This window comes from Brevibacterium aurantiacum (assembly GCF_007558825.1).
GTDB lineage: Bacteria > Actinomycetota > Actinomycetes > Actinomycetales > Brevibacteriaceae > Brevibacterium > Brevibacterium aurantiacum_A.
Map to the genome: position 1 here is coordinate 236,347 of NZ_VLTK01000005.1, position 13,057 is coordinate 249,403.

At 63.2% G+C, this 13,057-nt stretch carries 13 protein-coding genes; 11 read left to right on the forward strand and 2 right to left on the reverse strand.

The window, feature by feature from the left end; genetic code table 11:
• Positions 1-22 precede the first annotated feature (22 nt).
• The 4 genes from miaB to dapF all read left to right on the forward strand — a co-directional run bounded on the left by miaB (position 23) and on the right by dapF (position 4,265).
• Positions 23-1,519, forward strand: a complete 1,497-nt coding sequence (miaB, locus tag FO013_RS10845) for a tRNA (N6-isopentenyl adenosine(37)-C2)-methylthiotransferase MiaB (RefSeq protein WP_143922551.1) — start codon at positions 23-25, stop codon at positions 1,517-1,519.
• A 49-nt stretch (positions 1,520-1,568) separates the two neighbouring features.
• Positions 1,569-2,174 (forward strand): hypothetical protein, encoded by a 606-nt coding sequence (locus FO013_RS10850; RefSeq protein ID WP_143922552.1) that lies wholly within the window; start codon positions 1,569-1,571, stop codon positions 2,172-2,174.
• 12 nt (positions 2,175-2,186) lie between these two features.
• Entirely contained in the window at positions 2,187-3,143 is a 957-nt protein-coding gene (gene miaA / locus FO013_RS10855; RefSeq protein WP_143922553.1) for a tRNA (adenosine(37)-N6)-dimethylallyltransferase MiaA, read from the forward strand.
• Positions 3,144-3,269: 126 nt separating this feature from the next.
• On the forward strand, positions 3,270-4,265 hold the full coding sequence (gene dapF, locus FO013_RS10860; RefSeq protein ID WP_186293055.1) for a diaminopimelate epimerase: 996 nt from the start codon (positions 3,270-3,272) through the stop codon (positions 4,263-4,265).
• A gap of 48 nt (positions 4,266-4,313) precedes the next feature.
• Here the strand turns inward: dapF and FO013_RS10865 are convergent, their stop codons facing one another.
• Positions 4,314-4,928, reverse strand: coding sequence for a class I SAM-dependent methyltransferase (locus FO013_RS10865; RefSeq protein ID WP_143922554.1), 615 nt, complete (start codon positions 4,926-4,928; stop codon positions 4,314-4,316).
• Positions 4,929-5,036: 108 nt separating this feature from the next.
• On the opposite strand from FO013_RS10865, the gene hflX reads away from it, so the two are divergent.
• Both hflX and FO013_RS10875 read left to right on the forward strand, forming a co-directional pair.
• Positions 5,037-6,512, forward strand: coding sequence for a GTPase HflX (gene hflX / locus FO013_RS10870; RefSeq protein ID WP_143922555.1), 1,476 nt, complete (start codon positions 5,037-5,039; stop codon positions 6,510-6,512).
• Positions 6,509-8,476 (forward strand): ATP-dependent DNA helicase, encoded by a 1,968-nt coding sequence (locus FO013_RS10875; protein ID WP_143922556.1) that lies wholly within the window; start codon positions 6,509-6,511, stop codon positions 8,474-8,476. The genes hflX and FO013_RS10875 overlap by 4 nt, the downstream gene beginning before the upstream one ends.
• A 166-nt stretch (positions 8,477-8,642) precedes the next feature.
• On the opposite strand, the gene lexA is transcribed toward FO013_RS10875, so the two are convergent.
• Entirely contained in the window at positions 8,643-9,398 is a 756-nt protein-coding gene (gene lexA / locus FO013_RS10880; RefSeq protein ID WP_143922557.1) for a transcriptional repressor LexA, read from the reverse strand.
• A 234-nt stretch (positions 9,399-9,632) separates the two neighbouring features.
• Between lexA and FO013_RS10885 the strand changes: the two genes are divergently transcribed.
• The 5 genes from FO013_RS10885 (at position 9,633) to hisH (ending at position 13,031) form a co-directional block, all read left to right on the forward strand.
• Positions 9,633-9,965 (forward strand): LysM peptidoglycan-binding domain-containing protein, encoded by a 333-nt coding sequence (locus FO013_RS10885; protein ID WP_143922558.1) that lies wholly within the window; start codon positions 9,633-9,635, stop codon positions 9,963-9,965.
• Between the two features lie 9 nt (positions 9,966-9,974).
• Positions 9,975-11,108: a histidinol-phosphate transaminase gene (locus tag FO013_RS10890; protein WP_143922559.1), complete on the forward strand. Its 1,134-nt coding sequence runs from the start codon at positions 9,975-9,977 to the stop codon at positions 11,106-11,108.
• Positions 11,109-11,209: 101 nt separating this feature from the next.
• Complete coding sequence (gene hisB / locus FO013_RS10895; RefSeq protein ID WP_143922560.1) at positions 11,210-11,806, forward strand: imidazoleglycerol-phosphate dehydratase HisB; 597 nt, start codon at positions 11,210-11,212, stop codon at positions 11,804-11,806.
• Entirely contained in the window at positions 11,803-12,405 is a 603-nt protein-coding gene (locus FO013_RS10900) for a hypothetical protein (RefSeq protein ID WP_143922561.1), read from the forward strand. The genes hisB and FO013_RS10900 overlap by 4 nt, the downstream gene beginning before the upstream one ends.
• Positions 12,402-13,031: an imidazole glycerol phosphate synthase subunit HisH gene (hisH, locus tag FO013_RS10905; protein ID WP_143922562.1), complete on the forward strand. Its 630-nt coding sequence runs from the start codon at positions 12,402-12,404 to the stop codon at positions 13,029-13,031. Before FO013_RS10900 ends, hisH begins: the two co-directional genes overlap by 4 nt.
• Positions 13,032-13,057: the final 26 nt, after the last annotated feature.

The window sequence follows — 13,057 nt, forward strand, 5'->3', positions numbered from 1 at the left end:
CAACAGCTAGAATAGTTGCGCCATGACTGAACTGATTGATGCCCCCGCCTCCACCGAGAAATCACCACGCAGCTACGAGGTGAAGACCTACGGCTGTCAGATGAATGTCCACGATTCCGAACGGCTCTCCGGACTTCTCGACGATGCGGGCTATGTTCCCGCGGACACCGATGACCAAGCCGACGTCATTGTCTTCAACACCTGCGCGGTGCGGGAAAACGCGGACAATCGCCTCTACGGAAACCTCGGTCAGCTCGCCCACGTCAAGGAACGCAACCCCGATTTCCAGATCGCAGTCGGTGGCTGCATGGCGCAGAAGGACCGGGACACGATCGTCAAGAAGGCCCCCTGGGTCGACGTCGTCTTCGGCACCCACAACATGGGATCACTGCCGGCGCTGCTCGAACGAGCCCGACACAACCAGGAAGCCCAGGTCGAGATCCTCGAGAGCCTCGACGTCTTCCCTTCGACCCTGCCCAGTCGACGCGAGTCGCAGCATTCCGGGTGGGTGTCGATCTCGGTCGGCTGCAACAATTCCTGCACGTTCTGCATCGTTCCCAGCCTGCGCGGCAAGGAGAAGGACCGCAGGCCCGGCGACATCTTGGCCGAGGTTGAAGCGCTCGTCGCCGACGGAGTCGTCGAAGTCACGCTTCTGGGCCAGAACGTGAACTCCTACGGCGCAGAATTCAGGGACAAAGGCGCATTCGCGAAACTGCTGCGCGCCGTGGGCAATGTGGAGGGCATCGAACGTGTGCGTTTCACCAGCCCACATCCTGCATCATTCTCCGACGATGTCATTGATGCCATGGCAGAAACGCCGACCGTGATGCCGCAGCTCCACATGCCGCTGCAGTCCGGGTCCGACACGATTCTCAAATCGATGCGCCGGTCCTACCGCACCAGCAGATTCATGCGCATCCTGGATTCCGTGCGCGAGAAGATCCCGCACGCAGCGATCACCACCGACATCATCGTCGGATTCCCCGGAGAGACCGAAGAAGACTTCCTGGGCACCATGGACATCGTGCGTCGTGCGCGCTTCTCGCAGGCATTCACCTTCCAGTACTCCATACGACCAGGCACTCCTGCCGCCACGATGGACGATCAGGTGCCCAAGCACATCGTGCAGGAACGCTTCGAGCGGCTGACGGCCCTCCAGGATGAGATCTCCTGGGAGGAGAACACAGCACAGATCGGTCGAGAGGTCGAAGTCCTCGTCACGACCAGACCTCATGATGACTCACCACGACTAACCGGCCGATCCGCGGATAATCGACTCGTCCATGTCGGAATCCCGCAGGGAGCGTCCATGCCACGTCCCGGTGACTTCGTCACCGCTACCGTGACAGATGCCAAACCCTTCTTCCTCTTGGCCGACTCGGGCTTCGGTGTGCGTCCGTCCCGAGCAGGCGATGCCTATGACCGCGCTCAGGCGGACAGCTGCGGTGCCCCGGCGCCGGGCCAGACGAGCGGCGGATCAACCAACCTGGGCATGCCGACCATCCGCATCCGCGGCTGAGATGCGCTCCTTTGCGATCATCCCGGCGGCCCCAATCCTCCTGGCAGGCGTGAACCTGGCAGAGGCCGCCACAGCTGAGGCGCTGCGAACGTCGATCGAGTCCTGTCTGCTGACCAAGGCGTCGTGGGCACTGCCGGTCAGCGGACTGCCACTCTTGGTCGGCCTCGGGGGACTGGGGATCGATCGGGGCATCGACACCCGCACGAATGAGCTGCTCGAAGGCGAGGACTGGGTTCAGGCTGTATCAGAACTCAGCCCTGCCAGCCGTGCAGACTGCGAATCCGCGCATCCTGCCATCGCCGTGGCACTCCTCCACGCCCACGCTTCCGGGGTTCGAATCGGCCCGCTGGGCAGCAGCGACGACCTGCTGATTCCCATCGACCTGTCCGTCGCAGCCTCGGACAACGCCCCATTGGCCCCCGTGCCCCAGGCAGCGGAGGCCGACGACAGGATCGTTCGCTCACTCCAAGCTGGAGATATCGGCGCGGTCTCTGCTGCGATCGATGCTGCAGCCGACGTCCACGCTGATCTCGACCTCCTCGACGCCGCCGCTGTGCATATGCGGACTCAAGGAGGTCGCGACTATTCGTTCACGACCGTCTTCGACGAGCGCGTCCACGAGGTTCGTTCGCTGTGTGGGACCGGGACGTACTGAAATGAGCCAACGTTGAGTACAGCCGACCAGCCGACCATCACGATTGCCGGAGCCACAGCCACAGGCAAATCAGATCTCGCTCTCAATTTGGCCGAGCATCTCGGCGGGGAGATCGTCAACACGGATTCCATGCAGTTCTATCGGGGTATGGACATCGGCACCGCCAAACTCCCCGTCGGGCAGCGTCGGGGGATTGCCCACCACCTCATCGACATCCTCGACGTTCGTGAAGAAGCGAATGTGCAGACATTTCAACGACAGTCGCGTAAGGCCATCGCTGACATACGTGCCAGGGGGAAACGTCCCATCCTTGTGGGCGGGTCAGGACTGTACGCTCGTGCAGCGACAGATCTGATGGAGTTTCCCGGCACCGACGCCGAGGTGCGGGCGCGGATCGAATCGGAGGTCGAAGCCGATCGCTGGGGCCGGCACCGGCATCTTCAGGAGGTCGACCCAGCCGCGGCTGCGAAGATCACACCCAACGACTCCCGACGCATCGTGCGTGCCCTCGAAGTGATCGAGCTGACCGGACGCCCTTTCAGCGCTCAACTGCCCGACTACCAGGCAATCGAACCGACTCTTCACCTGGGACTGAGCGTCGAGCGTACGACGCTGCACGAAAGGATTGCGACTCGGGTGGGAATCATGTGGGAGGAAGGATGGGTCGACGAGGTGCGCAATCTCCTCGATTGTGGTCTGGCCGAAGGCAGGACCGCGTCCCGTGCCATCGGATACGCACAGATCCAGCAGTATCTGGCCGGCGAACTCGATAAGGACGCCGCCCAAGAGCAGACGACGATCAGGACCCGGCAATTCGCCCGCCGACAGGATACGTGGTTTCGCAGAGACCCGCGCATCGCCTGGATCGACGCCACTGCCGGTGACCATGAGGCCAATGCGGCCAAAGCCCTGGACATCCTTGCAGACACGACAGCGACCATCGCAGACACGGCAGGTCCCGAGAGGTGAAGGCAAGTCATGCAGGCTGAAGACAGTTCGCACGGGTTGACGACAGTTCACACGGGTTGGAAACAGTCCACGAGAGCTGAATGCCGACTGTGCCACGTGAGGGTCTGTCACCGATAGGATGAGACCATGAGTTCCTCCCAGTCACCATTCGCCGACATCGCAGACACCGTCTTCATCAAGGGGCACGGCACACAGAACGACTTCGTCCTCTTGGCCGATGATGACAGTGATCTGGAGATGCATCCGGAGACGATCGCGCTCCTTGCCGATCGTCGCTCAGGATTGGGCAGCGACGGGGTCATCCGCATCGTCCGCTCCGCAAGCAGCGGGATTCCCGGTGCCCAGGAACAGGCCGAGGCCGGAGCCGAATGGTTCATGGACTACTACAACCACGACGGCAGCCTCTCCGAGATGTGCGGCAACGGAGTGCGAGTCTTCGCCCACGTGCTCGTGACGACCGGACGAGTCGCTGCTGACGCCAGAGAGATCCTCGTCGGCACGCGTGATGGCATCAAGACCGTGCACACTGTCCTCAATCCGGCACTGGGCAAGCAGACCGGAGACTCCGCTGCGACAGCACCGGCAGGGCGGACGCAGCCCGGCTCCGCAGGCGACGCCTGGTACATGATCGACATGGGCGAGTGGTCTCTCGACGACAGCGATGACGTTCTGGTCTCGACGTCTGGCATCGAAGTGCCCCGCCCCGGCATGCGGGTCGAGACGGGAAACCCTCACACCGTGGTCGCACTCGCGGAGTCGGCTGAGCTCGAAAGTGCTGAGCTGCGGGACGCCCCCGTCCTCGACCCGGTACCGCCGCAGGGGTCGAACATCGAATACATCGTGATGGAACCCGCCCGCAGCGATGTGGCCGGGGGAGAGGGCGCCCTGCGCATGAGGGTGTTCGAACGCGGAGTCGGCGAGACTCGCTCCTGCGGTACAGGAGCCTGTGCTGCCGCCATCGCCGCGCACCACTGGGCAGGTCCAGCATCGCCTCTGCAATGGCGGGTGGATGTTCCCGGGGGCCAGCTGCGCATCGGCATCACCCCGAATGAGGATGGTACACGCGGCAGCGTCACCCTCTCCGGTCCGGCAGTCCTGGTTGCCAGCGGCACAATCAGCTGAGACGCGCCAGCCGCCGATGAGCTCCAGCCGGCCACACCGACGGGGCCATCAGTCGCGGTCGACGGTGAGGACCCGGTAACCCTTCGATGATCCGGTGCGAACGACGCTGAATCCACTTCCCAGAGTCTCGATGAGCCACTTCTGGAGCGAGTCCGCACCGAGGTTCTTGGACACGACGAGATCGGCACGCCCACCGGGAGCCAGCCGCGGCAGCCAGGTGGTCAGCAGCTCGTGCAGAGCCTCCTTGCCGACCCTGATCGGCGGATTCGAACGGATCGCACTGAACTGCAGGTCGGGTGGGATCTGTTCGGCGGTGACGGGACGGATCGACGTCAGCCCGAGACGCTTCGCGTTCTTGGCAGTGGCGTCAAGGGATCGGGAATTGACGTCGAGTGCCCACACCCTGACATCCACCTCGGCGTCCTCGGCACTCAGTGCAGCGTCTAAGGAAATGGGGCCCCAGCCGCACCCCAGATCGAGGATGTCACCCGGCTCTGGCACCGGCAGATGTCGCAGCAGAACTGCGGTTCCCAGGTCCAAGCGGGTGGGGGAGAAGGTCCCCGAGACGGTCTCGACCGTGACTTCATGGCCCGCGAGGTTCAGTGAGAGCTCGCGTGTTTTGGCCTCGCTGCTGGGCGATTGCGTGAAATAGTGCTCTGACACCGTTACAGTCTAGACGGCTGTGGGAGAATTGATGGACACCTCTCTGATCTGAGAGGAAACTCTCCGCGGCAGCAGTGCCGCAGAGAGTGGAAGCGAACAAAGGAATGAATGACGTCCACTGACAAAGAACGTCGGGACGCGATGCTCGACCGCGTTCTCGCACGAGGCGCCCAGGCGCTGGGCACCAACGAATCAAACGTCGACGATGCCTCGCAGTTCGATCTGGCTGAGAGGGCCGCGCTCAAACGAGTCGCTGGCCTGTCCACCGAACTCGAAGACATCACTGAGGTCGAATACCGCCAGGTCCGCCTGGAGAAGGTCGTCCTCGCAGGACTGTGGAATACGACACAGGCCGATGCCGAGAACTCGATCAGGGAGCTCGCCGCCCTCGCAGAGACCGCAGGATCTGAGGTCCTCGACGCGATCATCCAACGACGTGAGACCCCGGATCCCGGCACCTACCTCGGCAAGGGCAAGGCGGCCGAGCTGGCCGAGATCGTTGCCTCCGTGGGTGCTGACACTGTGATCATCGACTCCGAACTCGCGCCCAGCCAACGACGCGGACTCGAAGACGTCATCAAGGTCAAGGTCGTCGATCGTGTTGCTCTCATCCTCGACATCTTCGCTCAGCACGCGAAGTCCCGAGAAGGCAAGGCCCAGGTCGAACTGGCTCAGCTCGAATACCTGCTGCCGCGCCTGCGCGGTTGGGGCGAGTCACTGTCCCGACAGGCGGGCGGCCGAGTCGCCGGCGGTGCCGGAATCGGTTCGCGCGGTCCCGGTGAGACGAAGATCGAACTCGACCGCCGTCGGATCAGGACCAGAATGTCCAAGCTGCGCCGACAGATCACCGCGATGGCCCCGTCGAGGGACACGAAGCGGAAGAACCGCGCCCGCAATCACATCCCCTCGGTGGCAATCGTCGGCTACACCAACGCCGGCAAGTCCTCACTGCTCAACCAGCTCACCGACGCCGAGGTGATGGTCCAGAACGCGCTCTTCGCGACCCTGGATCCGACCGTCAGACAGTCCCGCACCGCTGACGGCATCACCTTCACCTACACAGACACCGTCGGTTTCGTCCGGAACCTTCCGCACCAATTGGTCGAAGCGTTCCGGTCGACATTGGAAGAGGCCTCGGATTCGGATCTGCTTCTGCACATCGTTGATGCCTCGCACCCCGATCCGCACGGACAGATCCGCGCTGTCCGGGAAGTGCTCAAAGACGTCGACACGGGAGACATCCCCGAACTCCTCGTCTTCAACAAGGCCGACATCGCCGATGAAGCAGTGGTGACTGGACTCCACGCCGAGTACCCGGAAGCGAGATTCGTCTCCGCCGTGACCACGGACGGAGTCGCCGAGCTCGTCGAAACGATTGAGGCGATGCTGCCCTCGCCGAACATCGACGTCACAGTGCTCGTTCCCTATGAGCGAGGCGATCTCGTGTCGAAGATCTATGCCCTGGGCACGGTCGAGCATGAAGAGCACGGTGCCGAGGGAACCGCCATGCAGGCGAAGGTTCCGGCAGACCTGGCCGCGGAACTCGCCGACTTCCGACGTCCGGACCTGGTCATCGGCGAGTGAGCACCGTCGAAGATCTGCTCGAGTCCGCCGTAGGGGCCATCGGCGGCTCGACCAGGAAGGGTCAGACAGAGATGGCCGAGGCGGTCGCCTCGTCGGTGGACAAGGGCATCCACCTCTTGGTCCAGGCCGGCACGGGCACAGGAAAATCTTTGGCGTACCTGGTCCCCGCGGCCGAGTACTCCAGTCGGACGGGCAAGCGCGTCATCGTGTCCACGGCCACCTTGGCACTGCAGACACAGATCATCCACAGGGATCTGCCGCGACTGTTCAAATCAGTCAAGAAGACCCTCGACCCGCTGCCTAGGGCCGCCCTGCTCAAGGGCCGACGCAACTATGTCTGCAAACACAAACTCTCCGGCGGATATCCCGATGAGGGCGAGGGAATGCTCTTCGACCTCGGTGCCGATGCGGAGGCCGGACGAAAGCAGAGCGACCGATCGGGCCTGGGCGAGGAGATCCAGCGGATTCGGACGTGGGAGAAGACCACGGACACCGGAGATCGCGACGATCTGCTGCCGGGAGTCAGCGACAGGGCGTGGTCAGAGGTCTCTGTCAACGCCTTCGACTGCCTCGGGTCGAACTGCCCGCTGTACACGGAATGCTTCGCAGAGCTGGCCCGCAACAACGCGGCCGAGGCCGACATCGTCGTGACCAACCATGCGCTGCTGGCCATCGACGCCTTCGGCGAGAACGCGGTGCTGCCCGAGCACGACGTCATCATCATCGACGAGGCCCACGAGCTCAAGGACAGGGTCACGAACGCCCTGTCGGGTCAGATCAACACCAGCATGCTCGCGGCCGCCACAAGCTCGGTGCGCAAGCACACGATCGTTCAGGACGGCGTCGTGGCGCTGCTCGATTCAGCGGCTGCGGCACTCGAACGGGCCCAGAGCGGTGTCGGCGAAGGCCTGATCATGAACATGAGCGAGGCACTGTCCCTCGCGCTGGCCCAGATTCGTGACTCCACTCGCCAGATCATCAACGACATCGGCGGCAAGACCGAAGACTCCGACGCCGGCCGTCAGATGGCCAAGGCCCGCTGCCAGGAGATCTTCGAACTGGCCGAGCGCTTCTGCTCCCCGGGCAAGAACGACGTCGTGTGGCTGTCTCGACGCACCTTCCGCGAGCGCGAGACCACAAACCTCGTGGTTGCGCCGTTGAGTGTTGCCGGCACCATGCGGTCAGGGATCTTCGAAGAGTCAACGGTGGTGGCCACCTCGGCGACTCTGTCACTGGGTGGAAACTTCGACGCGGTCGCAGCGTCGCTGGGACTGTTCGGTCCCGACGCACCCAAATGGGACAGCCTCGACGTGGGATCTCCGTTCGACTATGGGAGGCAGGCCATCCTCTACGTCGCAGCACACCTGCCGCGCCCGGGCCGCAGCGGCCTGAGCGAACAGGCGCTGGATGAGCTTGAGGCGCTGGTCACCGCATCGCAGGGCGGTGCGCTGGGACTGTTCTCCTCACGAGCGGCTGCGAATGCCGCAGCTGAGCACCTGAGGGCGAAATCGGACCTACCGATCCTTCTCCAGGGCGACGACGGACTGCCGTCTCTCGTTTCTCAGTTCACCGCAGATGATCAGGCCTGCCTGTTCGGCACCATGTCACTGTGGCAGGGAGTGGACGTACCGGGCCGGACCAATCGTCTCGTCATCATCGACAGACTTCCGTTCCCCCGGCCCGATGACCCACTGATGCAGGCCAGGTCGAGAGACGCCGACGATCGGGGAGTCAACGGCTTCATGGCCGTCAGCGCCACTCATGCCGCACTGCGCCTGGCACAGGGCGCGGGACGTCTCATCCGGTCGACCTCGGACAGAGGAGTTGTCGCGGTCCTCGACTCGCGTCTGCGCTCGGCTCGGTACGGCGGCTATCTGGTGAACTCGATGCCGACGATGTGGCCGACGACGGATTCGGCACTCGTGAAGGGCAGCTTGGGGCGTCTGGCAGAGACGGAGATATGACCGGAGTCTGACACGCGCTGAGCCCCGTCCGACAGCACTCGGCTCTTTCAGACAGCGCTCCGCCTCGTCGAACAGCACTGTGCCCCGTCCGACATCGGACGGGGCACAGCGCGTTAGAACTTCGGCGGTCGAAAGACCTGAGGGTCGTCGGGGCCCGGCAGTGATGTCAGAGGCGGCGAATGACCGAGACGACGAGGCCCATGATCTGGGCATAGGTGCCGTCGATCGGTTCGTAGTCCTTGTTGTGGGGGAGCAGCCACTGGTGGCCCGCCTTGCGCTTGAGGGTCTTCACGGTCGCTTCGCCATCGAGCAGCGCAGCGACGATCTGACCGTTGTCGGCGGTGTGCTGTTTGCGCACGACCACCCAGTCATCGTGACAGATGGCTGCGTCGATCATCGAGTCACCGACGACCTTGAGCAGGAACATGTCACCCGAGCCCACGACCTGTGTCGGCAGAGAGAAGACGTCGTCGATCTCCTGTTCGGCCAGAATGGGCCCGCCTGCGGCGATGCGACCGACGACAGGGACCTGGACGGTGTTGTTGGCCAGCTCCTCGTACTTGGCGCGCTCGGCCTCTTCCTCTTCGAAGGGATTGACCACTTCTATGGCACGCGGGCGCTTCGGGTCTCGACGGACGTAGCCGAGACGTTCGAGCTGGGAGAGTTGGTGGGCCACGCTGGAGAGTGAGGCGAGTCCGGCCGCTTTGCCGATCTCACGCATGCTCGGCGGGTAGCCGTTGGTGACGACTGCGCGTTCGATGGTCTCGAGGACCAGTCGCTGTCGCGGGGTCAGACGAAAATCGCCCTCGCCGGTGGAGCCTTCCGGAATCGAGACGTCCTCGTCATCGCTGCGGGCGGCCGCGATCTCGCTGGCGACGTCCTCATTGCGGGGACGGCCCCTCCCTCGTTTGTTCTGAACCATTGCTCGTTCCCCTTCGTTCTATTCCCGCCGGCCTCACCGCTGGATCCTCACGTCGAGAATTCTCGTGTCAGTGCCGCCTGAGATGGTTCCTTCAGATCAATCAACAACGCTGGTTCTCTCTCATTGTCGCATAAATGTTCGAGTTGGACTGGACATATGTTCGATTGGCATGTTGAATAGAACAGACGTTCTACCTATTACGGGTGGAATCGTACGAAGGGAAGAGGTTAAGCGATGTCTGCACAGAACCAGGAACTGCGTCTCACCACTCGTGGACGCCAGGCGATGCGCCTGCTTCGGACCATGGTGTGCGCTCTCGTCATCATCGGCGGGGCATTCTTCGTCGCCACACAGTCGTTCTCGGCCGCCGCCGGAGCAGAGACCGAAGACATCGGCATCGACACCGAGGCTGTCGTCGTCGGCGAAGGTGAGTCGCTGTGGGCCGTCGCGTCGAACCTCGGAATCGAACGCGACACTCGCGATGTCGTGACCGAGATCGTGGAGATCAACCATCTGTCCTCGCCTGTGGTGCACCCGGGTCAGACCCTGGATGTGCCCCAACGCTAGACTGATGCGGTGGGAAATAACGAGTCTTTGCCAGTACGTTCGGACCTAGTCGGCCTCAAGCCCTACGGGGCTCCGCACCTGGATGTGCCGGTGCAGCTGAATGTCAACGAGAACGCCTATCCGATTCCGGACGTGGTCGTCGAAAGCATGCGCTCGGCAGTCGACGGTCACTTCGCCGGACTCAACCGCTACCCCGACCGTGAGTTCGAGGGCCTGCGCGAACATCTGGTCACCTATCTGCACGGAGTCAACGCCCGGGCCGGTCAGACCGTCGAGCTCAGCCCCGACATGATCTGGGCGGCAAACGGATCGAACGAAGTCCTCTCCCATATCGTGCAAGCCTTCGGCGGTCCCGGTCGCACCGTTCTCGGATTCACTCCCAGCTACTCTATGCACCCGCTGATCACTACGGGCACCGGTGCCACCTGGCGGTCCTCGGCGCGCAGCGACGACTTCACGCTTGATGCCAGCACCGTCGGCGCCGAGGTTGCCGAAGCCGATCCAGACATCGTCTTCCTGTGCACACCGAATAATCCGACAGGAACATCGATCGGTCTCGACGTCATCGAAGCCGCGTACGAGAACTGCTCGGGCATCGTCATCGTCGACGAGGCCTACGCCGAGTTCTCCAGGCCCGCACAAGCCTCGGCGATGACGCTTCTGGAAGGTCGTCCCCGTCTGGTCGTATCACGAACGATGAGCAAGGCCTTCGCCTGCGCAGGTCTGCGCCTGGGCTACGCGATTGCGGCCCCGGAGCTCATCGATGTCCTGCGCCTGGTGCGTCTGCCGTATCACCTGTCGGAAATCACTCAGGTGCTGGCCTGCACCGCTCTGGAACACGCAGACGTCCTCCTGGAGAACGTGGACCGGCTCATCGACGCTCGCGACCGAATCTCGGAACACCTGAGCAACGCCGGATTCAGTGTCTATCCCAGCGATTCGAACTTCGTTCTCTTCGGCAATATCGCCTCACCGCATGAACTGTGGCAGAAGCTGCTTGATCGCGGAATACTCATCCGCGACATCGGCATCGACCACCACGCTCGAGTCAATGCCGGCACCGAGGAGGAGACCACCGCGTTCCTCACTGCAGTCGACGAGATCCTGGCAGCCGACCCCGGCATTCTGCTGGAATCGAACTGAGATCCCGGCTTTGAGATGCGCACGCTGAGGCACACCACTTCGCTCGAGTCAGGGGACAATGGTCCTCAGGCGGCACACACCCTTCCTACGAAAGGCCATTCATGAGGCAGGCACAACGCTCCCGTACGACCTCGGAATCCTCGGTCACCGTATCCATCAACCTCGACGGAACCGGTCAGTCCGACATCTCGACGAGTGTTCCCTTCTTCGACCACATGCTCACAGCACTGTCGAAGCACTCACTCATCGACATGGAGATCAAGGCCGACGGCGATACACACATCGACGTCCACCACACGGTTGAGGACACCTCGATCGTCCTGGGCCAAGCATTGAGCGAAGCGCTGGGCGACAAGTCCGGCATCCGCCGCTACGGGCTGGCCGCCGTTCCACTGGACGAGGCTCTGGCCCGCTGCGTCGTCGACGTGGCCGGTCGCCCGTACTTCGTGCACGAAGGAGAACCCGAGGGCCAGCAGTACCACCTCATCGGCGGACATTTCACAGGGTCGATGACTTCGCACTCCCTCGAGTCGATTGCCTTCCACGCCGGTCTCACCGTGCACCTCGACCTGCTGCGCGGCCGGGATCCGCACCACATCGCCGAAGCCGAGTTCAAAGCCTTCGCCCGCGCTCTGCGTGAGGCAGTCGAACCCGATGAGCGCAACAGCTCGGTACCCAGCACGAAGGGAGTCCTGTGAGCACCACCGTCATCGTGACGCCGTTCGGAGTTGCCGAGCAGCTGGCCGCTGCATGCGTACTGTCGAACATCAAGGGAACGATTGTTCCCATCGGAGACTTCACCGGGATCGTCTTGGCCGACACCGATGTCCAGGCGGGCAACGAGGCGGCCGCGGCGATCTCGAAACTCTCCGGCAAACATGAGGTCCTCCTCCTGGTCCGCAGTGAGGAGCAGATCGATGCCGGTCACTTCCGCCACGGTGCCCGCGAATCGGATGTTCCTGCAGGTCTGGCGCTGAAGAACCTTCCAGACGTCCTCGAACAGCTGCTGCTCGAGATCAGATCAGCCGACGACGTGGAGGGCAACATCCCCACCTCTTCCATGACGAAGCTGCAGGCCAGTGCCGCCACGATGTCTCCTGGCCGGGCCGCCGTGGCCCGGACGGCACTGCTGTGGATCGTCGTGGCAGTGCTCGCTGGACTCATCACCGCTTTCGGCATCACGATCGGGCTCAGCGGGAACACCATGGCCTGGGTGGTGGCCGCCTTCGGCGCGATCGTCCTCGGCTTCTCCCTGTGGAGGATCTACAGCGTCCTGACCAAGGGAGCGAAGAAATGAGCACGGTGGCTGTCCTCGACTACGGGGCAGGAAACGTCCGCTCAGCTGTCCGCGCGGTGGAAGCGGCCGGTGCCGAAGCCGTGCTCACAGCAGACCGTGCCATCATCGATGACGCAGACGGATTGCTCGTTCCCGGCGTCGGCGCCTATTCGGCAGTGATGGCCGGACTGAAGCGAGTCGGCGGGGATGATCTCATCCGCTCGTGGCACGAGAGCCAGCGGCCTCTGCTCGGCATCTGCGTGGGGCTGCAGGTCTTCTTCGCCCGCGGAGAGGAGCACGGAGTGAAGACGGAAGGCATCGGACTGTGGCCCGGCGCCGTCACCGCACTCGAGGCTCCGGTCGTTCCACACATGGGATGGTCGCAGGTCAGCGCACCGAAGTCCTCACGGATGTTCGACGGTGTGGCCGAGGAACGTTTCTACTTCGTCCACTCCTATGCAGCAGCCGACACTCCACCGAACACCATGGTGACCACAGCGACCCATGGCAGCAGCTTCATCGCTGCCGTCGAAGACGGCACCACCTGGGCAGCCCAGTTCCACCCCGAGAAGTCTTCCGATGCGGGCGCGCGTCTGCTGCGCAACTGGCTCGGCACGTTCCCCGGAGCGGGCGCGACTGCCCACTAGGATTGTCCGAACCCTCCGGTTTCACC